This is a genomic window from Deinococcus aerolatus (genome assembly GCF_014647055.1).
GTDB lineage: Bacteria > Deinococcota > Deinococci > Deinococcales > Deinococcaceae > Deinococcus > Deinococcus aerolatus.
Window position 1 is genome coordinate 65,961 of record NZ_BMOL01000006.1, and the last position, 21,510, is coordinate 87,470.

At 63.4% G+C, this 21,510-nt stretch carries 18 protein-coding genes; 8 read left to right on the plus strand and 10 right to left on the minus strand.

Annotated features, from left to right (window positions below; genetic code table 11):
• Window positions 1-128 precede the first annotated feature (128 nt).
• On the minus strand, window positions 129-803 hold the full coding sequence (locus IEY31_RS08215) for a hypothetical protein (protein ID WP_188970790.1): 675 nt from the start codon (window positions 801-803) through the stop codon (window positions 129-131).
• 882 nt (window positions 804-1,685) lie between these two features.
• Between IEY31_RS08215 and IEY31_RS08220 the strand changes: the two genes are divergently transcribed.
• Both IEY31_RS08220 and IEY31_RS08225 read left to right on the plus strand, forming a co-directional pair.
• A complete protein-coding gene (locus tag IEY31_RS08220; protein ID WP_188970792.1) occupies window positions 1,686-1,997 on the plus strand; it encodes an HNH endonuclease in 312 nt (103 codons plus the stop codon).
• Between the two features lie 117 nt (window positions 1,998-2,114).
• Window positions 2,115-2,969: an alpha/beta fold hydrolase gene (locus IEY31_RS08225; protein ID WP_188970794.1), complete on the plus strand. Its 855-nt coding sequence runs from the start codon at window positions 2,115-2,117 to the stop codon at window positions 2,967-2,969.
• 216 nt (window positions 2,970-3,185) lie between these two features.
• Here IEY31_RS08225 and IEY31_RS08230 read toward each other — a convergent pair whose 3' ends face one another.
• The 3 genes from IEY31_RS08230 to IEY31_RS08240 form a co-directional block, all read right to left on the minus strand.
• A complete protein-coding gene (locus IEY31_RS08230; RefSeq protein ID WP_188970796.1) occupies window positions 3,186-3,536 on the minus strand; it encodes a hypothetical protein in 351 nt (116 codons plus the stop codon).
• A gap of 608 nt (window positions 3,537-4,144) precedes the next feature.
• A complete protein-coding gene (locus IEY31_RS08235; RefSeq protein WP_188970798.1) occupies window positions 4,145-4,429 on the minus strand; it encodes a WGxxGxxG family protein in 285 nt (94 codons plus the stop codon).
• Window positions 4,430-4,681: 252 nt separating this feature from the next.
• Window positions 4,682-6,781: a GAF domain-containing protein gene (locus IEY31_RS08240; RefSeq protein WP_188970801.1), complete on the minus strand. Its 2,100-nt coding sequence runs from the start codon at window positions 6,779-6,781 to the stop codon at window positions 4,682-4,684.
• A gap of 567 nt (window positions 6,782-7,348) precedes the next feature.
• Between IEY31_RS08240 and IEY31_RS08245 the strand changes: the two genes are divergently transcribed.
• The 3 genes from IEY31_RS08245 (at window position 7,349) to IEY31_RS08255 (ending at window position 9,621) form a co-directional block, all read left to right on the plus strand.
• Window positions 7,349-7,753 (plus strand): hypothetical protein, encoded by a 405-nt coding sequence (locus tag IEY31_RS08245; protein WP_188970803.1) that lies wholly within the window; start codon window positions 7,349-7,351, stop codon window positions 7,751-7,753.
• Window positions 7,754-8,122: 369 nt separating this feature from the next.
• Window positions 8,123-8,560 (plus strand): hypothetical protein, encoded by a 438-nt coding sequence (locus IEY31_RS08250; RefSeq protein WP_188970805.1) that lies wholly within the window; start codon window positions 8,123-8,125, stop codon window positions 8,558-8,560.
• A 47-nt stretch (window positions 8,561-8,607) separates the two neighbouring features.
• A complete protein-coding gene (locus IEY31_RS08255; RefSeq protein ID WP_188970807.1) occupies window positions 8,608-9,621 on the plus strand; it encodes a hypothetical protein in 1,014 nt (337 codons plus the stop codon).
• 147 nt (window positions 9,622-9,768) lie between these two features.
• Here the strand turns inward: IEY31_RS08255 and IEY31_RS08260 are convergent, their stop codons facing one another.
• The 6 genes from IEY31_RS08260 to IEY31_RS08285 form a co-directional block, all read right to left on the minus strand.
• Window positions 9,769-10,548: a Crp/Fnr family transcriptional regulator gene (locus IEY31_RS08260; RefSeq protein WP_188970808.1), complete on the minus strand. Its 780-nt coding sequence runs from the start codon at window positions 10,546-10,548 to the stop codon at window positions 9,769-9,771.
• 266 nt (window positions 10,549-10,814) lie between these two features.
• A complete protein-coding gene (locus IEY31_RS08265) occupies window positions 10,815-11,669 on the minus strand; it encodes an NAD(P)H-hydrate epimerase (RefSeq protein ID WP_188970810.1) in 855 nt (284 codons plus the stop codon).
• Window positions 11,670-11,993: 324 nt separating this feature from the next.
• Window positions 11,994-13,373 (minus strand): dihydrolipoyl dehydrogenase, encoded by a 1,380-nt coding sequence (lpdA, locus tag IEY31_RS08270; RefSeq protein ID WP_188970812.1) that lies wholly within the window; start codon window positions 13,371-13,373, stop codon window positions 11,994-11,996.
• On the minus strand, window positions 13,370-13,837 hold the full coding sequence (locus tag IEY31_RS08275; RefSeq protein ID WP_188970814.1) for a putative iron-sulfur cluster-binding metallochaperone: 468 nt from the start codon (window positions 13,835-13,837) through the stop codon (window positions 13,370-13,372). Before IEY31_RS08275 ends, lpdA begins: the two co-directional genes overlap by 4 nt.
• 33 nt (window positions 13,838-13,870) lie before the next feature.
• Entirely contained in the window at window positions 13,871-14,290 is a 420-nt protein-coding gene (locus IEY31_RS08280; protein ID WP_188970816.1) for a MerR family DNA-binding protein, read from the minus strand.
• Between the two features lie 24 nt (window positions 14,291-14,314).
• Window positions 14,315-14,611 (minus strand): hypothetical protein, encoded by a 297-nt coding sequence (locus tag IEY31_RS08285; RefSeq protein WP_188970818.1) that lies wholly within the window; start codon window positions 14,609-14,611, stop codon window positions 14,315-14,317.
• Window positions 14,612-15,138: 527 nt separating this feature from the next.
• Between IEY31_RS08285 and IEY31_RS08290 the strand changes: the two genes are divergently transcribed.
• From IEY31_RS08290 to IEY31_RS08300, 3 genes are all read left to right on the plus strand, one after another.
• Window positions 15,139-15,921, plus strand: a complete 783-nt coding sequence (locus IEY31_RS08290; RefSeq protein ID WP_188970820.1) for a hypothetical protein — start codon at window positions 15,139-15,141, stop codon at window positions 15,919-15,921.
• A gap of 739 nt (window positions 15,922-16,660) precedes the next feature.
• On the plus strand, window positions 16,661-17,620 hold the full coding sequence (locus IEY31_RS08295) for a S8 family serine peptidase (protein ID WP_188970822.1): 960 nt from the start codon (window positions 16,661-16,663) through the stop codon (window positions 17,618-17,620).
• A gap of 186 nt (window positions 17,621-17,806) precedes the next feature.
• Window positions 17,807-20,872: an HD domain-containing phosphohydrolase gene (locus IEY31_RS08300; protein ID WP_188970824.1), complete on the plus strand. Its 3,066-nt coding sequence runs from the start codon at window positions 17,807-17,809 to the stop codon at window positions 20,870-20,872.
• Window positions 20,873-21,510: the final 638 nt, after the last annotated feature.

Below are 21,510 nucleotides of genomic sequence, written 5' to 3' on the forward strand. Positions count from 1 at the left end.
TACAGGTGGTCCTTTTGCTGGCTCTCGGCCCCAACCCGGGGTATCCAGGCCCGTGATCTGAGCGCGCGCAAGGGTAAGGGGAGACGGGTATGTCCGTCTCCCCCTACCCTTGCCCAGACCAGCCGCGTTTAGGGGCGTCCGCCCGCAGCGGGTGGACCCTTGGGCGGTTTCCCGGGGGCGGGCGGCGTCTTGGCATGATCTGACCCCGATCCAGCCCCGGGGGCCGCATTCGACGCGCCCGTGCTGGCCTCAGGCGTCTCCACTTCAGCGCCTGTGGAGGCAGGCTTCTCTTTCTCCGCTTTTTCCGCCGCCTTTTCTTTCTCTTTGTCCGTTTTTTCCGCTGCCTTTTCCTTCGCTTTTTCCGTTGCCTTTTGAGCTGCGGCCGATGTTGCCGGGCCATGCGGCGCCGTCTCGGATTTTCCAGCCGCCGCGGCCCGCTGAACCGCGGCGATCAGGGGCAGCGTCTGGGTGGTGCCCTGCGCCGTTGTCAACGTGACGAACAGGGTGCCGCCGCCCGTGACCCTGGCCGCCAGGGTGTAGGTGGTGTCGCCGACCCGGACCGTGGTGGCGCTTTGCAGGTCCCCCGTCACGTTCAGGGTGCCGTCTGGATTGACCGTGGCAACCACGGTGGACTGGCCGTTGACCTCCGCCAGCAGCGTGATGACCGTGCCGCTGGACGCGAGTTGTTTGAGACTGCTGGCAAAGGGGCTTGGGGTGCTTGGCGTGCTGGGGGCAGCGTCGTCCGCCAGGGCTGCTCCCAGGGTCAGGGCAAGCAGGGCGGGCAGAAACAGATTTAAACGCATGGGGCTCCTGAAGTGCGGGCTCCTGAGCTGGGCTCAGGGTGAGGGCGGTGTGGGCAGGCTCAAACCTGGAGCACCCACTCGACCAGATGAGCGTAGTGACTGCGGCCTCTCGGCAACCTGTCGCGGCAGTGCATAAAGGACGTCCCTGGCCTGTCCAGACCAAAGCGCTGTTCGCGGCCCGTTCAGCCAGAAAAAAGCCCCACGCACGGTGGGGCGGTATGCCTGCCGTCACCCGGGCAGGCCCTGATCTATATAGGAGCCAGCGTAGTGGGCCTGTTGTCACACTGGTCTGACGTCTTACGACAGCAAAAACGCTTCAGGGATTGGCCGACGAGCAGGCCCCTCTCCATCGTCAGCCTCGAGAGGGCCTGGTCTCAGCCTCAACCGCCAGCACGCGCAGGCGACGAGCGAGGTAACGGAGGCTGTCATTGCGCACCGGGTCAGTGCCAACGTGGTCCAGGAAGCGCTCAGCGATCTCCTGGCAATCATTGACAGTCAGCACCATTCGGGGCGGGCGGCCCGCCTCCTGGCGGTTTGTTGAAGCGGTCACCGCCCCATTCTCCGCCTGTCGAGTCACCCAAATGTCACGGGTGCTGTCTGCCCTCGGAGTTCTCCCCAGATAGAACCCTCTGATGACAAGGAGGTCTGTCCCTGGAACGGCCGCCAAGCCTCACGGTGGCTTCCGCACACCGGGGAGCAGATCATTCTTGCGCCGAAGAAGTTCATGAAGCCCAGTTGCAGGGTCAGCGGCAAATCCGCCGATCACCACAGCGTCAGAGTGGATCACGCCTGGTCCTGGTGAACTGACGTTTGTGAGCCCGGCGGCGTACTCTGGCCTGACACAAACCAGGGCTGCATCATCAGAACAGGGGGACATGGAGAGTGAAACGCCACAAGACCTATCGTAAGACACGCGACAATGCGACAGGTAAGACCCGTTCGCTGCACCGCGTCCTGGCCGAGGAAATGCTCGCCCGGCCCCTGTCCCCCGGCGAGATTGTCCATCACCGCGATGGCGACAGCACCAACAATGACCCAGGCAACCTGCTGGTGCTGCCCAGCCAGCGCTACCACGCCCACATCGAGTACCACCTCCGCTGCGCCAGGCGCGGGATGCCCAGCCTGTTCCCGGAGCTGTTCCGGGACGTCACCGAGGACCGACGCGGCACGCTGTTCGAGAGCGTCATTCCTTAAACGGAGTGGCCCTCGGGGCACGGCTCCGTTGCGAATGTTGCTGGGTTTTGCCTGGGCTGACGGGTGAACTGTCCCCCAATGCACGACGGGTTGCTTAAAGCCTGTTAGGGTGCGCCGATGCATTTTCACGCCTTCCGCCGCGGTCAGGGTCCACCGCTTCTCCTCCTGCACGGCCTCGGCAGCAACTGGCGCACGTGGCAGCCCATTTTGGACGGATTGACTGCCCACCGCGAGGTTATCGCCGTGGACTTGCCGGGGTTCGGACACACCCCAGCCCTTGATGGCCCGGTGTCGGTTAAGACCCTCGCGGACGCCATCACCACCTTTCTCCACGAACATGACCTGATCGGGACGGACGTCGTGGGCAACTCCATGGGGGGCCGCCTGGCCATGGAACTGGCCCGCCGCGGCGTGGTGGGGGCCGTCGTCGCCCTGGATCCGGGCGGCTTTCAGCAGGGTTGGGAACAGCCGTTTTTTGACCGGACAGGTCAACTGTCTCTGGGACTGATTCGACTTTCCCGTCCCCTGATGCCCCTGCTGACCCGCACCCGGTGGGGACGCACGCTGCTGTTTGCCCAGTACTCCTCCCATCCCTGGGACATTCCTGCAGACGTAGCGCTCGCTGAAATGAAGTCCTATGCAGCGTCACCCTCCGTGCGGGAACTCAGGCGCAGTTTGATCCTGAGGGGAGGGGACCTGCCACCGGGCACAGCCACCGACACCTTGACCCAGCCCATGGTGATTGCTTGGGGCCACTATGACCGGGTGTGTCTGCCCCGGCAGGCATGGCGGGCCTTGCGTCTGTTTCCGCAGGCGCAGGTCTACTGGTTCGAACACAGCGGACATTGTCCGCAGTGGGACAGTCCCGCCGAGACGGTGCAATTGCTCCTCAACGTGACGGAGCGGACCACTCGGCCGGATGCCGCAAAGGGCGCCGAGGCGGTTGACCAGGGCGTGCAGCCTTCGCTCTAGGATGGGCCAGACGACGTGGTCTGGTGTGAACCTCACTCTGGGCTCGAGCGCTTGAAGCACGTTGAGGGTGACCCGGTTTTCCGCTCAGTGACGGTCCTGTTTTTGGGCATGTAAACCACCTTGAGCCGAACGCAAACAGGTGTTTGGGTTTGGGCTGGCGATCGGTCACCCTGCTCTGCCTGCCGGATCAGATTTCAGGTGCAGGCAGAACCTTGGTCAGTGGCCGGGGGTGAGGCCGAACCCCTGGCCATCCTGGGTGACCCAGCCCTGTTTCACCAGAGCGGCCACCGTGCCGGGATCCACCAGGTGCACCTGTTGACCACTGGGCGTCAGCAACACCACGTCTCCCCACACGTTCAGCAGGGTATACCCGGCGTCCAGATCGGACAGCAGGCGGGTCAGGCCAGGTTCAAGGCCAGCCGGATACGGGCAGGCGGCCGCCAGTGGGGGAGCACTGCGCCAGGTCGGAGCTGTGGATGTGGACGCGTCCGGGACCGGGTCCCTGCTTTCAGGGGGACGGGCGCCCCATCCCGGTTGGCGGGCCATCAACTGGAGCAGTGCGCGCACCTCCGCCAGTTCAGACCGGAGATCTGTGACCTCGGCGTGCAGGGTGTGCAGTTCGGCCAGAATGGGGGCCAGCGTGCCGTCTGATGGACCCTGGACAGACGGGACAAACGCACGCCGTCGCGCAGGGCTTTGAGGGTGTCTACCGTGCTCATGCCGGGACCGTCGCGGGTCATGTGCTGTGCCGCCTGAAGACGTTCCACGGCGATCATGGGAATCAGTCGTTGATGGCTCGGGCTCGTGGGACTGGGTCTGGGCAACGCGCCGTGCACGGAACAGTACGCATGGACCAGGCGCCGAAGGGGACCTTCCGGGACCCCGAGGTGCTCTGCCAGGACCTTGAAGGTCACGAAATCCACGCTCACGGAAGAGCCTGTGTCAGGGGCGAACCAGAAGGGTCCAGGCGGAAGTGTGGAGACCGCCCTTTCACACGGTTCTGGTCACAAAAGGACCGCTGTGATGAAATTGAAGTAGGGGACGTACAGAAGGCGCCGTGAACCGCGGCGCTGCCAGGAGGTGGGCCGTCACCCACCGGTGATGCAATCACGAGTTGAATCAGAAACGCTCGCCCTGAATGTCTTCAGGGCGAGCACTAGACCATTTGGGGAGCGTTAGCGACGGGTGGTGTCGTGGGCGTCCCGGGTGTCCACGCGAACGGGCGTGGGTGCGGGGCGATTGCGGCCTGCCAGTCCCGCCAGACCAATCAAGCCCAGCAGACCCCAGGGGAACTCACGGGTGTCGGCGCGGCCGTTGTTGTTGGTGTCGACAACGCCGTCGTTGTTGGGATCGAGGGGCGCCGTGGTGGTGTCCGTGACGGTGGTGTCGGTAGACGTGTCTTGTGCCAGGGCCACGGGGGAGAGGGACAGCAGAAGGGAGAGGAGCAGGACTTTCTTCATAGGGACCACCTTTTTAAAACTCGCATTTGAAGCTCGCATTCTGATCATTGGGTTTCGTGCTCTATCGACTCAACCGGTCTGTTCACTGCTTGCGATGGAAAGGTAGGCTGAAAGGCGCCCGGGATTGTGTGGCCTGCTTCAATGAATATTTATGAAGCGCTCTCGCACTTCAAGCCTCAACACCAGGTAAACGACAAAGGGGATGACCACCAGAGTGAGGCTACCGGAGAACGGGCCTGTCTCCCTCCTTGCTCAGCGACTTGCTTTGGGCAGCGTGAAGCCAAATGTGGCACCTTCATCTGGCTGACCCTCAGCCAGCATTGTCCCCCCATGCCGGGCCAGGATGCGCCGCGCATTCGCCAGGCTCACTGCCGCTCCCTCATAGTCTTCCTGGCGGTGCAGGCGTTGGAACATGGTAAACAACCTGTCTTTGTACTGCGGGTTAAACCCCACGCCGTTGTCGCGCACAAACACCGCCCAGTTCTCGCCCTGGTCCTCGGCCCAGACCGTGATCACGGCCTGATCACGGTCACGGGTGTATTTCACCGCGTTGTCCACCAGGGCCGTCATCACCCGGCGCAGCAGCCCCGCGTCCCCCATGACCTCTGGGAGGGCTAGGATCTGCCAGACGATCTGGCGTTGCGGCCGGGCCACGCCCACGTCCTGGCGGACAGCATGCAACACCCGGTCCAGGTCCACCCGCTCCACCTTCAGGGGTTGACGTGAGGCGCGCGAGACATCCAGCATGCCGTCGATCAGGGTGTTCAGCGTGTCGGCTGCTGTTCGGAGAATGCCGAAATACCGCTCGGCCTTGACGTCCAGCGGTGCCGGGAGTGAGCGGCGCAGCAGATCGCCGAAACTGATGATGTGCCGCACAGGGGTCCGCAAGTCATGCGACACGCTGTAGGTGAACGCTTCAAGCTCCTCGTTCGCCGCCTGTAACAGGTCCCGCTGGGCCGTGAGCTGCCGCGCCGTCTCGGTGCGTTCCAGCGCCAGACGCAGGCTGCGTCCCACCGAGCGAAACACTGCCTGGTGGTGTCCGGACCAGCGCGGGGTGTTCTTAACGCCCAGCGCGAACATCGCCTGGACCGAGCCGCCGATCGGCAGGGGAAAGACCGCGACACTCTGGTACATCCCGGTCTGGGGGAGCTGTTCGAGCTGGGCGTCCCAGCCGTCGACGAAGATCGGCTCGGCCGTTCGCATGGACTGCGCGAAGATCGGGGCGTCCACGGGCGCCCCGGTCTGGGCATTGGCCAGCAGGTCCGGCCGGTCTTCCAGGTCAGGGCTGTAGACTTTGAGCTTCCAGCGGCCATTCTCCAGAGCGAAATAGCTGCTGGTGCTGCCGGGAAACAGCACCAGCAGGACGTCCACGGCCCGCTGTGCCAGGGCCAGCACTTCGGTCTCGCCGTCTGCCGCTTCAGTGAAGCGCACGAAGGCCTCAAGTTCGGCGGTGCGGTCCTGCACCTGCCGCTCCAGATCACCAGACAGGTGGGCGCGGTCCAGAGCGAGGGCGCACTGGGAGGCCAGGGTCTGCAGGAAATGCTGCTCATCCGGGGTGAAGTTGTGGGGTTCACGGAAGTCCAGCACGATCACGCCCAACGGCTCGCTGCCTTCCACCATGGGCAACACAGCGCTCGCGACCGGCGCCACACCGCCCGTGAGGGTTTCGAGGTCTGGATACGCGGCCACCAGCGCCCCTGCATGCTCGAAGAACAGGGGCGTCCTCGAGCGCAGCGCGTCTGGGCTGGGGCGTGGCCCCTCCAGGTTCCCGTCCTGCCAAACACTGGCCTGGGTCTGGCCGTGGCGCGCAACCACCTTCAAGGCATGATCCCGCACCAGCAGCACGGTCCCACCGATGCCGCCCAGGGCCTGCAGGGCATCGTGCAGGATCAGGTCTGTGACCTGATCCTGCGTGCGGACGGCGGCCAGATGCTGGGTCAGGGCCTGCAGGCGGGCCATCAGCGCCGACGCTGCTTCGCGCGCGGTCACGTCGATCTGGAAGCCCACGAAGTGCGTGACTGTCCCGGCCGCGTCACGCATGGGACTGAGGGTCAGTTCGTTGTCGAAGGGCGTGCCGTCCTTGCGGAAGTTGCGCAGCAGGACAGTGGTGCTGCCTCCCTGGGCCAGGGCCTGCCTGATTGCCTGCCTGGGGGCAGCGTTGGGCGCCTGACCCTGGAGAAAGCGGCAGTTGCGCCCGAGGATCTCGGCGGCCGGGTACCCGCTCAGGCGTTCGAATGCCGGGTTGGCGTAGATGATGGGCAGGTCCGGTTGCCGGGCGTCAGCGATGATGAGGCTGTGCACGCTGGCGGTGAGGGCCTGGGCGAGCAACTGGAGCTCAGGTGAGGGGGGCACGGTCCCTCATGCGGGCTGGGATGACCGTCATCCCCCAACTATACGGCCAGGTGGCCCATGACGGCTTTTGGGACCGAGATTGGAGTGTCAGCGTGGAGGTCTGGACCTTCACAATCAAGGTTGTCAGTGGCAGCCAGGAACCCTTGGTGGCGGCCGCCATGCTGCTGCCCGTCCCTATCAGGATCAAGGGGAAAGGTGCATCCCGGGGGGCTGTCTGCGTCTGTGCCAGGTCATGCGGCCCAGCGTAGGACTGGAGCGCTGGCAGCGGTCCGACGTGCAGGGTGCTGACCTGTCTACCGAAAGGTCACAGGTCAGGGGGACTAAGCCCATCCCAAAGACCTGTCCGGGTCAGGATGGAGCCTCCGACAGGCATGAGCTGTTTTTCCCTCACATGTCTCCCAGCCTGCCCATGAAGTTGACGCCGGAAACGGGGGGGGGCCGCCTGCCGCCTGCGCGAAATCTGCATCAATTCTCCGCGGTCTCTCCACAGGGGCGGCGCATGCTCTGTCTCAAGACGACACGGAAGGCGAAACACGCCCGCTCCCACGTCAGACAAGGAGAAAGACCATGAACAAGACCCTGATGACCGCTGTGCTCGCCCTGACCCTCGCCGCCGGCTCCGCCTTCGCCGCCCCCAACCCCGTCCGGGTCTCGGCCAGCGACGGTGAAGGTCTGGGCTACACCAAGCTCTACACCGAAAGCTCGTGGATGTCGCTGGTGGTTCCGATGTCGGCCCTGGAGTACACCGTTCCCGGTGACCTGAGTCTGTCCGTCACGGGGCTGCCGGAAGGCACCACCATCACCCTGGATGGCGTCACGCAGCGCGGCAACACCCTGCTGTTGAACGTGAGTGTGAGCCGCAACGACACCAGCGTGGGGGTCAACGACATCGCGTCCATCGCCCTGATGTCGGGAGATCAGGTGTTGACCACGCTGACGATTCCGGTGATGGGCGCAGCCGCCAGCGACTGAGCCGCCGTTTTCCCCCAGAGGGCCCGCCACTTCATCTGAAGTGGCGGCTTTTGCTGCAGGCCGGATGGCCCGAAAGTGACGGCTTCCCCTGGCCTCTGCCTCGCCCCCAGAGACAGGAGGAGGGACGCAATAGCGTGAACGGCCCCATGTCCGCGCCAAGACGTAGTCCCGCAGCTGCCGGTACATCTGGTCCCGCACATGCCGATCGGCGGTTGACGCCGTGTAAGACCCGGGTGCCGCGCTGAACAGCGTGCACGTAAGGAAGGTCTGGCCGCTGGGTGGGTGCACAGAAGCAAGTTCATGCAGCGTGTCGGCAGCTTGACACAGGCTCCCGCTGAGATCACTCAGACTCCTGGTGGAGGTAGACCAATGAATACACAGAACGTGAAAGCCGGAGTTCTCGGTGGCCTGGCCGGCGGCCTGGTCTTCGGCATGCTGATGGCCATGATGGGCATGCTCCCCATGATCGCCAGTCTGGTGGGCAGCGACAGCGCTGTGGTCGGTTTTGTCGTGCATCTGATCATCAGCGCCGGCATCGGCTTGGGCTTTGGTCTCCTGTTGGGGGACCGCGTCACAGGAACCTGTGCGGGGGTATGGCAGGGCGCCCTCTACGGCATGGTGTGGTGGGTTCTTGGGCCGCTTGTGATGATGCCCTTAATGATGGGCATGGGCGTCCAGTTTGCGCAGGCCTTCACCACCCAGAACTTGATGAGTCTGATGGGCCACGTGATCTACGGTATGGTGCTGGGCGCCGTTTTCGCGCTGTTGCGAGCCAGGAACGTGGGCACGCGACAGGCTCTCAGCTGAGCGTCATCGCCTCTCTCCCGCTGCCACCGTGCATCCCCTGGAGTCTTATGCGTATTCCCCTCAGGTTGTTCACCCTCGTGGCCCTCGCAACGTCGTCCGCTCTGGCCCAGGACGCGCCCCTGCCGCTCACTATTGCGCCGTCACCGGTCACCACCGACGGCAACGTGGCCGCGTTCCCCACAGATCTGATCCTGGCACTCCCGCAGGCTGGTGACGCGCAGGTTCCTGGCCTTGCGTTTGATACTGGCGGCAGCATCACCATCACCTTGCCACCAGCCTTCATTCGCGTGGCGGAGCGGCCCATCAATGTGGCTGTGCCGCGCGGCTGGCCACAGGCTGACGTGTGCTGTTATGTCGCGAGCGCTGTCGGGAACGTCCTGACCATCACGTTCACGACCCCTGTGAGGACAGATGGGCCGGACGCACCCGGCGTCAAGATCCTGGCCCATATCCGCGGCGGGGCGTTCCGCAACCCGAGCGCCGGAACGTATCCCATCGTTGCTCAGGTTCGCGAGTCGCCCGGCGCGGCCCCACGCAGCGCGGTCGGCTCCGTCACGATCCTCGGGGCCGTGCCGGCCGCACGCATCGCTCCGACAAATTTCCTGCTGCCGCGGGGTGCCAACGCCAATGGACAGACGGTGGCCGTAAACCGGCCAGCTCCGGCCCTGCTGGGCTTTTTGCTATGGCGGAACGGGACCCCGCTGAACGGGGTTGGCGTTCTGCCGGCCCAGCCCAGTCAGTATCCGAAGTACAACGGGGGTCTGCTGGTGCGGGATGCCAACGGCGACGGAATCCTCACCTTGCCCGGCGACGAGGTCGTGGGCGGGATCATCGGAAAAGCGCCGTCAGGAGCCACGGGGCAGAGCGCTCAGAGCCCACTGCGTGCCAACGGCACCCCCATCCTGTCCGGGCAACTCAACGGGTACGGCACCACAGAGCCCGTAGCGGGTCTGCTGCCTGTGCGCTTCACCGCAGGAAGTCTTGCCGGAGAGTACACCCCGACGTTCGAACTGAGTGGTGGGAACAGCGTTCAGATGACCATCCGTGCCGTTAAGCCTTGACGTGGCCGGTGGGCGAGGCTCAGGGCGTTCACCGCCCCTGACACCATGCGTCCGGGGCGGAAGACGGGGTCTTAAAACACCTGTCTGAGCAACCATCGAAATGCTGGGGACTTCGCGGGAGGGCATGCGTCACGCCAGGCCACGCCCTCACCTGTCAGGGACGGGGGTCTTATTTAGTGCGTCGAGCTGCAGTTCCTCGCTCAGCCGTTCCAGTCCAGTGACGTTCACGCGGTACTGGCCGCGCGTGCCCAGCACAAGTTGCTGGGCACGCCACGCGCTGATCGCCTGTGTGGCACTCACGCGGCTGGCGTGGGCAAGGCTGGCGATCTCCTCATGCCGCAGTTCCACCTGCAGATCGTAGACACCGGCTTCAATCTCCCGCCCAAAGCGGTAGGTGAGGTCAAGCATGACCTGAGCAAGCCGCACCTGCACAGGCTGCGAAAGGGACTCCAGCCGCGTCTGAAGTTGGTGCACCCTCGTCGCCAGAATACTGGCCAGTAAGATCGCCACTGCCGGCACACGCCGCGTGATCTCCAGGAACTGCTCCCGGGTGATCGGACAGATCACGGCGCGGTCGGACAGGCACGTGGCGTCCGCCTGGGTGGTGGTCATCTCCGTCAGAAAGCTCTCTCCGAAGAAATCGTCCGGGCCGCACACAGTGATCACGCGCTCCCCTCCAAGCATGCCGGTGCGGCTGAGTTTCACGTGGCCGTCAAGCAGGATCTGCAGCGTCCCGCCGGGATCTCCCGCGCGGTAGATGCGCTCCCCCTTGCGGTATGGACGGGGCGGACACACCGCGCCGATCTGCTGCATGTCCTCCTCAGTCAACCCGGCGCTCCAGCCGGTGCCCGTCAAGTGCCACACGCTGCCCGGCACGGGCGTGGGCCGCAGGCGCATCATGCTCAGGAGGCGCTGGGTCAGGGTCATGACGTGCATCCTACGCGTCACACAGATTCAGGGCGAGATCAGGTGCAACGCCGCACTTGCAAGCCACCCATCGCCGCGCCGCAGGTTCTGGGTCTTGCGTATCACAGCCAATTGCCCGCATATGGCCAGCCTGGGGCTGTAGATCAGGTGCTGTCGCGGTCTGCGTCTCTTTCCCAGGGCGTGTAACACTTCATTATGGCGCTCCAGGGCAGGGGCAGCAGGACACCCTTTAAGCAATGGCCCTTCCCCCGGATCAAGCAGCCGGATCAAGCAGTACGTGTGGAATTCAGCGGCGCGGGGTCATCCTGATGCGCTGGCGTCTCGGCAACGCCTGGATGGCCCGAATCCTGATGCCAGCTCAGGGGGACAGTCTCCTGCGTGGCAAAGATCCCGGGTACCTTCAGACCCATCCGGAGATACAGTTCAGGCGGGACGCCGATGTCGGCGAGCAGCAGCGCTCCCAGGAGCGGCTGCACCTCGGGATTCAGGAATCCCCGCTTGGGCAGGGCGAGGGTCAGGGTGGCCGCCGCGTGGATGGCCGGCTGGAAGACCTGACCTTCGCTCACCTCTATTCCAGAGGGAGTGTCCAGCGCCAGAATGGGCGCGGCCTGGTGATTGGCCCAGTGGAGCAGGTCAGCAGCGTGGCCCCGGGGGGCAGAGTTCAGCCCGTATCCGATCAGGGCGTCGATGATCAGGGCTGCCCCTGAGGACGGCAACCCGCCACCGCGTACTGAACGGCCGAGGGCTTGCAAGATCCGCAGCTGATGCTGCGGAACGCCGTGATACCCGTCTGGATGACGCACCAGGGTTACCTCGACCTGCGCGCCCCAGTCCTGCAGGCGGCGGGCCGCGACCAGACCACCGCCGCCATTGTGGCCAGCCCCGCACAGCACCGTGATGCGCTGGCCCATCACCGAGCCGCCCAGCTGGCGACGCGCTTGCCCAGCCAGCGCCCGGCCAGCGTTCTCCATCATCTGAAGCAGGCTGATACCGTAGTCCTCCACCATGGCGCGGTCCACTTCGGTCATCTGCGTGGTGGTCACGGTGGGTATGGGCCCAGCCGAAGCGTAGAGGGCCGTGCCGGGGTCAGGGTGAACGGGTGGGCGTGTTTGCATGGACATGATTTCCTCCGCCGCTGGGGTGGCGAACCTGAGATCAACTGAAAACGAGTGAGGAGTGGTGTCCGGCACAGGCTGGGGCGCGGTGACAGGGCCCGTCCCAGCAGCAGCCCAATCACCCCAAGGCACGGCCAGCCAGCCGCTCACCGCGCTCAGGACGCCGCCCAGAACGCTCACCAGCAGACCCGTCATCAGCAGGGTGTTGCAGACGCAACAACACCGCAACAGTCAGCACAGCCGCGCTTCCCAGCAGCACCGTCTTTCGTTCAGTGCTGACCGGGCGCTCTGGGGCTGCGGACAGATGGACCTGTATCGTGTCTCCGGCATTCAGATGCCTTCCTCGGCGTGGACGCCCCCCAGGGCACTCGACAACCCCTCCGCGAGGGTGGGGTGAATATGCAGCATGTCCTGCAAATCGGTGTACTTTGCCTTCAGGTGCATCGCCGCGATCAGTTCATGCACGACTTCCGCCCCATCGGCCAGCAGCACCGCCGCGCCCAGCAGGCGGTTCGTGTCCGCGTCCGCCACGATCTTGATGAACCCGGCCGTTTCTCCCATGGCCCGCGCCCTGGCGATCTTGTGCCCGTCGTAACGCCCCACCTTGACCCGGTAGCCGAGCTGCCGGGCCTCGCCCTCGGTGAGGCCCACCCGCCCGAGCTGCGGGTCACTGAATACGGCATAGGGCACCACCCGGTCACGGATGGACAGCCCTGCGTTCTTCGTGACGTTCTCGTACACCACCCGCGCGTCGTCGCGCGCCGTGTGGGTGAACATCGGGCCGCCCCGCACGTCGCCCAGCGCACAGATGCCCGGCACTTCCGTTTCCAGACGGTCATTGACTGGGATGAAACCCTGACCGTCCAAAGCGACGCCAGCAGCTTCCAGACTCAACCCGTCTGTATTCGGCTGCCGTCCCCCGGCGATCAGCAGGTGTGAGCCTTTCAGAACGCGCTCCGCACCGCCTACCCGGACCGTCAGTCGAAGCTGACCTTCACTCCCCGTGACTGCCGTTGCAGCGGTCCCAGTCAGAACAGTGATGCCCTCCCGGGTGAGGGCGTGCTCCAGAGCACGCGCGATGTCCCCGTCTTCCTGTTTCAGGAGGTGCGGGCCGCGCTGCACCAGGGTCACCTCCGAGCCGAAGCGGCGGAACATCTGCGCGTACTCCACCCCGATATAACCTCCACCCACCACCAGCAGTTGCTCAGGCAGGGCCGTCAACTGCAAGGCGCTGGTGGAATCGAGAAAGGGTATGTCTCTCAATCCGGCGATGCCGGGCATCGCCGGACGGGTTCCGGTGTTGATGAAGACCTGCGCTGCTTCGATGGCTTCCCCATTCACCTCCAGGGTGTGCGGCCCGGTGAAGCGGGCCTCCCCCCGGATCAGGGTGACGTTCGGATTCGTCTCCACGTTGGTTTCCGCGCCCTGCCGCACGCCGGTCACCAGATCGTCCTTACGCCGCATCACCTCGGGCAGATTCACGCGGACGGGTCCGGCGTGAACGCCCCAGTGGGCGGCTTCCCGCGCCAGATGGGCCACGCGGGCACTGGCAATCAGGGTCTTGGTGGGAATACATCCCCGGTTGAGGCAGGTGCCCCCCAGTTGATCCCGCTCAATCAGCGCGACCGAGCGTCCCTTGAAGCCTAATTTGAGGGCCAGCGGCAGACCGGCCATTCCCCCGCCGACCACCACGGCGTCGTAGCGTGTCATGCCTGCCCCTGGCGGTCCAGACTCCGCAGAACGGTCACGACATTGCCCAGGCAGCAACTGCCCTGCGGGTTGTTGACCTCGCACCCGCAGCGCCCGGCCTGTACGTGCGCGCGGATCGAGGCTTCCAGCACCTGACCCGTCCCCGAAGCCATGGCCTCACCGAGATCCGCCCGCGTGTGAGCAAAGCAGTAACAGACCGGAACCTCAGCCGCCTGATTCTTCTGGAAGACCGGCATCTTGAGATCTTCTGTGCCGTAGGTCTGAGACGCGCTGAAGTACACCACGTCGCAGGCGGGGTCCGGGCACAACCGGAAGGCCTCTTCCGGCCTCAGTCGCGCCAGGGCGACTGGGGTCAGCAGGGCCTTGAGGGTGATCAGGGGGACCGCTTTTCCGCGGGTGCCACTGACCGGGCAGGACGTGACGTCCTGCCCGTCGGTGCTGGGGGCGCAGCAGTTGGATTCCATGCCCGAAGCTAGAGTCTCCTCTCAGGGGGAGAGTCAAGGGGCTGCTGGATTCAGGTACACGCAGCCGGGGGCGCCGCACTCGGGATCAGGGTGCATCTGGGCATACGCCAGCCGCCCGGCGAGTTCCGCTTCCAGCGCCTGAAGCTGGGTCAGTTGCTGACGCACGGCCTGAAGGTGCAATTGCAATTCTTCCCGGACTTCCTGACAGGGCTTATGGCCGTCTGCGTGCAGATTCAGGATACGGGCAATGTCGCGGAGGCTAAATCCAACACGCTGGGCGGACCGGATGAACTGCACGCGCTCCACACTTTCGGTGCTGTACGTTCGGTAGCCGCCCGCGGTGCGTCCATGTTCCAGCAGGCCGAGGTCCGTCCAGTAGCGCAGGGCCTTGACCCCCTCACCTGTCTCGGCGGCCAGGTGTCCGATGGAGAGCGGCGCGGGTTGAGCGGTCATGCCCCGAGTGTTGCAAGTTTGTGGTCAGGGCAGCGTGGGCAAGTATAAGTAGGCCAAGACCAGCGTGAACTGCAGGTCATAGGACCGGGGCTGGAAGCTGGGCGGTTCCAGGGTCCGGGCGCGGTTCAGCAGCGCCGGGGACACGCGGGAGCTGATCTGCATCACTGCGTTCCGCACGGTCTCGGCGGACCAGGGCTGGCGCAGCTCGCCCACCCGGCGGCGCACCTCGGTGATCTCGGAGGGCGTGGGCCAGCGGGAGGCGGCGCCGGTAGGGGCGTCTGCGTGGCAGGGGAAGGCCTGGAGAGGAGCAAGACACTGCATCGGCCAGCTCCAGTTCTCGCAACTGTGATTCCTCGTTCAAGACCCACACGCCCGTCCCAAAGGCCAAGCGCCTCAACACCCAGCCCTTCGGAAAATTAATGTCTGAGACGCGAGGAATGGCATCGCCAGAACCCAGAGCGCGTCCAGTCTCCGCACAGCCTGGCTGATCTGCAAGGAGCCGTGCCAAGAGAGGCCAAGTGTCGGTCTCTCTCGGTTGCCGTGCGGGCGACGAGGTGGGCTTCCATTCGGGCGGGGCATCACAGGGGAGGTACAGGGCAATTTTCCGCAGGAGGGTGGACTGTGCTGGAACACGGCCAGGAAGACCCCGGCGAACCGGTGAAGCACGTCAGGATGTCGGTGTGGCAGCTAAATTTCAGGTAGGCGGCGAGCATATCAGCACGCAGCAGGGCAGCCTGTCTGTGGGGCACAGGCTCAGGTACCGCCCTTTGGGTTGACCTATTGGGTCCAGGACGCTATCCCTGCCGAAACGTGAAGTGCATTGTCAGACCCCTTAAACTGGAGTCACCATGTCATACCACTGCCGGGGCCTGCTGGTTTTGACCGTCGCCGTCGTTCTGGGCACACCTGTTCAGGCTCAGACTTTGACGCCAGGTCAAACGATCTACCGCGTGGGGGAAGGCATCACGGTGCACTTTGCCGACGTTCCGCTGGACCACACGGTGGGTGGCCCACGGTATCTGGAACTGGTGAACCTGACAGCACCCAGCACGGCCGTTCAGACGGCCTATCTGCCGTCCGATTCTGGGGGTAAGGTTGTATTGACGGGGCTTCCCGTCGGCAGGTACGAGGTACGCCTGCGGTACATGAGCGCCACCCAGGTGGTTCAGGCCCGAACCCTGCTCACTGTTCAAGGTCCCACAACGCCGGCCGCCTCACCACCCCCAACGACCTCAACCAACGCTGCCAGGCCCGCTGCCGTGGCCCGGCCGCCAATTTCCCCCTCCCGGTCTACCGCGTTGCCTGCTCATCCTCCCATGGGGGAGTACGCCGTCTACCAATGGAATGGACCGGGAGGCTTTGTCTACCAGTACCGGTTTTCCCTGGTGAACGCTGGCCGCTACCGCGTCCGGGATGACGAATGGGGCAACTACAGTTACACCGCGTCGAGCAAGCGCCTGACGTTCACGTCAGGTCCCCTCCGTGGTTTTGGGGGCCTGTATTACACGACCGGGCGGAATGCCGACGGGCCGACCATCGCTCTGAACTCCAGTGGGCCTGTGACCCAGTTGGAAGAGCGTGCCAACGGTGCTTATCAGTTCGCCTTCTTTCGGCCGGGTGGCGTGCGCTAATGGTGAGTTGAGAATTTTGAAAACGTGTAAAAATATTTGAACTGGGTTTTAACTTCAAGAGGGACAGCAGGCCACATCCGCCACACAACTGAAATACGAACAAAAGTTTCGGGAAGCAAAAATATCGATCAGGAGGGTATCCAGCCCCACTGATAGCCAGGTCCCGGTCCTCATCAGACCGTCTTGGACGTCATGAATAACCCCCTAGAACTCCCCATCGGAGACCCACTGCTACAAGCGACGCCGACACTCCTCCATAAATGTGAGGAAGCCTCAAGATGGAATGAGAAGCTTATGGATATCCTTAACCTGAAGCCGACAACTCAGGGCTTACATTAAGGATCGTCTCATGGAGGGTCACATGTCGTTGGTTCATTCGCCGTCGCTTTCCCGCTCCGCCGCCCCAAGGCCCCGCCGTTCTGTCGTGAAGAACAAATCAGGCTACAAGTCCTGGGCCACGCGATCTCTCCAGAAGCGCCGAGCACCGATCTCGGCGCACAGGTGACCAATGCATAAAACGTTAAAGCCAGCACTCTGCTGGCTGCTTCTCAGCGCTTCACTCGCAGCATGCGGTACGACTCCCAACACCACCCGTTCCGGAAATCTAGCCATCATACCGGAGTTTGTCGCGCATACGGGACAAAGCACTGGTTCGCCCCGCCTGAATGCCCTCGCGGGTGCATTCGTCACCGCTGGGGCGTTTGTGACGGCTGGAGCGTTTGTGACGGCTGGAGCGTTTGTGACCGCTGGTGCTTTCGTGACGGCCTCACCCAGTGACTGGACTGCCGCACTGGATGCGTCGACGCTCTCAAGCGGACCGAACAATACCTTCAGGGCCAATACACCCATTTGGGAAACGGTAAGGCTCTCTCAGGGCCAGCAGAGTGCACCCCAGCTTGGCCGGGGCGTAACGGTCGCCATTATTGATTCGGGCATCGACCTGAATCACGCTGCTTTCGACGGCCGTCTCAGCTCCGCCCGTCAGGACTTTCTGGAGATGGACGGAAATCCGCAGGAAGGGGGACGTCCTGGCGATATGGGGTTCGGGCACGGCACCGGCGTCGCAGACATTGTCTTGCAGGTCGCTCCAAACGCAGTGATCATGCCGCTTCGCGCCCTCGCGCCTGACGGCACAGGTGATACCCGAGAGATTGCTGCGGCCGTCCGGTTTGCCGTACAGCATGGCGCGCAGATCATTAACGCATCGGTGGCCAGTGAACCGGACGCCGACCTTGAAAACGCTCTGGCTGATGCCGCCGCCGCTGGTGTCTATGTCGTTCTCTCGGCCGGTAATACGGGGACCAACCCCGTGCTGTACCCCGCACGGATGGCCCGCAGCGGCAACGCTGCGGCGCACACCCTCTCGGTCGGGAGTTCAAATACGGACGGCGTCCGGTCCAGCTTTTCCAGTTACGGTGCCGATCTTGAAGTCCTGGCTCCAGGGGAGGGAGTGGTCACTGCCTATCCGGGCAACTACTTCGCCACATGGCGCGGAACGTCTTTCGCCGCACCCATGGTCAGCGGGGCGCTGGCACTTGCCCTTGGCGAACACGGAGATGCGGGCATCAATCTTGCCACCCGACTGATCGACCATGCCACCAACGTGGACACCGTGAATACGCCATCGCTTCAACCCGGAGCGTCAACGTTGGGCTACGGTCAACTCAATATTGCCGGGTTTGTTGACTCTCTGAAATAACGTCAGGATCTGTCATCGTTCTGTGAGAACGAGGATGGCACTCTAGAGGCAGGGACTTTCCATGCAGCGAGACCCGGAAGAGGGTCTCGCTGCCTAAGTTACGGTCCCCTCTCCCCAACGCCTCATGCCAAGGATCCCATGCCACATCACCCTCATCTTCTAGAGCGACTCAATTTGCCACCAACCATGACTGATGCCCGTCACGCGCTTGAAGAAGCGCTGGTGATCGCTGCAAATCAAGATGCTCCCGCCCTGCGTGCCGAGGCGCATTTTACGGCGGCCCAGCAGGCTCTGGAATTGGATGAGGCGAACACGGCTGTCAGTTCTGCCCTTGAGGCCGCAAAATGTTTTGCTGCCTCCCAGCAGCCAGAAAGAAAGTGCCAGGCAAAGCTCATCGCGCTGCGCGTTTTTATGAATACGAACGACGCGTCGGCCTTTGAAGATCTGGTTGGACCACTGATCGAGGAAGCTTCGGGATGCAGTGCATGGGAAGTGGTCGCTCACGCGCACAATCTTCAGGGCGGCATGCAGCTGCGGCATGGTGAACTCAACGAAGCCATCGCCTCTCTGGAACGCGCGTCAACCTTGCGCCGGGAGCTAAACGACGCGCCCGGTTATGCTGGCAGCCTCAACAATCTCGGCTTGCTGCACCAGCGGGCTGGGAACGCGGGGCAAGCCCTCGAGTATTTCCTTGCCTGTGTGGCGTTTATCCGTTCTTCGGGCCAATCCCTGGAGCGGCAGCTGGGGGCTTGCCTGATCAACGTGGGGGCCCTCTACCGTTCTATGCAGCTCTTTGACCAGGCCGACCGGTACCTGCACGAAGGGATTGAAACCGTCCAGCGGAATTGTGACCAGCGTATGGAACTGGCAGGACGGGTGGCCCTCGCTGACGTGGCCAGGGACCGCGGAGATTTGAAACGCGGGATTGCCGGATACCTCAAGGCGCTGGCCCTGGCCGAACAGATCGGGGCGCAGGAAGAAGAAGCGGAGGTGCTCGACAGTCTTGGGCGCGTTTACGCCACCCTGGGAGACGATGAACTGGCCGCTCAAATGAGCCGTAAAGCGCTGGCCATCGCTACAGAGCTGCAACTCATTTTGGTTCGGGTCTGGGCCACCCTGAGCCTGGCCCAGCTGGCCGCCCGGTCGGGCAATGCCCAAGAAGCGTATTGCCTCTACAAGGAGGCGGGACAGCACGCGGCAACCGCCGGTCTGAAAAGCGAGGTCTGGCAAGCCAAGGAGGGCCAGGCCCGTGCCAGCAGACAGCTCGGGCACTATCAGCGGAGTGCCGACCTTTTCGAGGAGTTACTCCAGGCTGAGCGGGCAGACCACGCTGAACACGAGGCAGTCCGAATCAGCGAACATCAGGCGCGGTTCGATGTTGAAAAAGCCAACATGGAGGCCGACACCCAGCGCCTGCTTCGGGAAGTGTCCGAACGGGCCCGAGAGGACGCAGAAGCAGCGGTGCAGAAAAGAACCCAGGAGTTGGAGTTCGCACAGGTAGAAATTGTCACGCGGCTTGCTGCAGCAGCGGAATACCGTGATGACCAGACGGGCCAACATACCTTCCGCGTGGGTCATGTGACTGCCCGCCTGGCGGAACGGCTGGGCCTGCCCACAGCGGAGGTGGTCATGATCCGCCTGGCCGCTCGCCTTCACGACGTGGGGAAAATTGGTATTCCGGACGCGATCTTGCTCAAGCCTGGCCGGTTCACGCCTGAAGAGTTCGAGATGATGAAGCAGCACACGATGATTGGCGGACGGATTCTTTCCGGGGGCCATTCCAAACTGCTTCAGGTCGCCGAAGAAATCGCGCTGACCCATCATGAGCGTTGGGACGGGCGTGGTTACCCACATGGGCTGAAGGGTGAACACATTCCCATCAGTGGCCGACTGGTCTCCGTTGCAGACGTATACGACGCCCTGACGAGTGAACGTCCCTACAAAAAAGCCTGGACACCTGAAGCCGCCTTGTCGGAAATTGAATCCCAGGCGGGGCAACAGTTTGATCCACGGGTGGTTCAGGCCTTTGGCGAGATGATTCGCAGCGGTGAGTTGGAGCGTCTGGACGTAGAGGAAGACCAGTATCTGATTGCTCCCGGCGTGCTGCTGGACGAAGGTGGCAATGAATTGCTGCCCACAAGGAAGGCAGTGGAGCAAGAATTCTCTGCCCGTCGCTTCCCGGAGGGCGTGGAAATTCGCCTGACAGAACTGTTTCAGGAAGCCTGGGACAAGCGCCGCAGCCATCCTGTTCTGGCACAGGCCCTGACCGAGGCCGCCTCCGTGCTGGTTGAGGAATACGCCGATGACTTGGGACGCGCCTACGTCCAGCGCAACCAGTCACTCGCCCTCCTCGATGCAAATGATCTCGAAGCGGCAGCGCTGCTGCTCAGCAACGTCATCGCTGTCGCCCGCACCTACGCCGACCTGACCCTCGAGCGTGATGGCCTGAATCTGCTTTCCGCGGTTCTCAGCGCGGTCGACCTTCAGGAGGAAGCACAATACCTCTGTGAGGCCGTAAGCGTACTGTCCGCGAGGCTCGGCGACGAGGTGGGAGAAGCGAACGCCCAAACGAATCTCGGGATCATTCAAGCCCGGGGAAATCAACCTGAACAGGCCATTGAAACCTTCCGTGAGGCCTCCAGGTTGTACACCGGCGCCGGGGCGCAGGGAGGACTCGCCAACTGTCTGTACAATCTGGCTGACACCGCCCTGGAGGTTGGGGATCTCAACCTGGCCATTGATTGTGCTCTTCAGAGTATGCAAGCTGCTCAGCTCAGCCCGCAGCCGAACATAGGGGTGCTCGCGCTTGGAGTACTGGCACGGGCTAAAAGCGAATCCGGTTCCCCCGTTGAAGCGGCGCAATTGTACGAACAGCTCCTGGCCTCACCCCTGCTGAACCCCGATCGCCTGCCCGAAGCCTGGGGATGGGCCACGATGTACTCCGCAGAAAACCAGGCAGCACAGGGAGATGAGGAAGGTGCCCGGGCAGCATTCGAGAAAGTTCTGGACCTTGCCTCAAGGCGGCAGTTACTGGACTTGGAAGTGCGGGCCCGCGGCCAGTTGGTGGACCTCTTGCTGAAACAGGGGGACGTCGCGGCGGCCCTGCAACATCTAGAGCATGAACGAAGTGCTCATAAACAGCACCTCTCGTTTCATCAGACCAACCAAGTGCGCGGACTCCGCATCAAAGCCATCGTAGTGGACGTATTGTCTCTGGAGGATCGGGGCAGACCCAAAAACGAGGCCATTTGAGTACAGTACGCAACTCGGCATGAGCCGAACTCGAAAACCTGTCTGCATTTAAAACAAGGGTGAGAGAGTTTAGATAACGCCCATTTCTCAACTGCTAAACTCCCCTTTCCCGCACTCTCGACGTCATCCAGAAAGTCATCGAGATCGAACCCGGCATTGCCAAACAGGACCGGCCCCAGTTGAGTGCGACTCTGGAGACAGCATGGCGGGTGGCTGCCAGCTTGGTCATCGCCTGGTCTGCTCCCCAAGAACCGGACCGCCTGGTTTCATCAGTTCGCTGATGGAGGTGTGCACGCCCTTCGTCGCATGCGACATACCAGACGCGACGGAATTGACGGTGTACATCAGGGCGGCGCCGGCCGCGCACGAGGCGCGGCTGATCGGCACCCGGACCCGCGACGCCCTGACGGCGGCCAAGGCGCGGTGCGCTCGATTGGGCAGCCCACTTCCCATGTCGGATACGGATTCCGTCTGTTTCGTTAACAAACCGGGAGGGCGCAGGTTTGCCAACTCCACTCCCGGAACCCGTTCTACTCGTTCTCGCTTCGCTCGGATTTTCATCGTTTTGCAAACGATTCAATCGGAGCCCGTATGAACCGTGCTGGGAGGCCGGCCGGGCCACCACCGCCCGCAAAGCA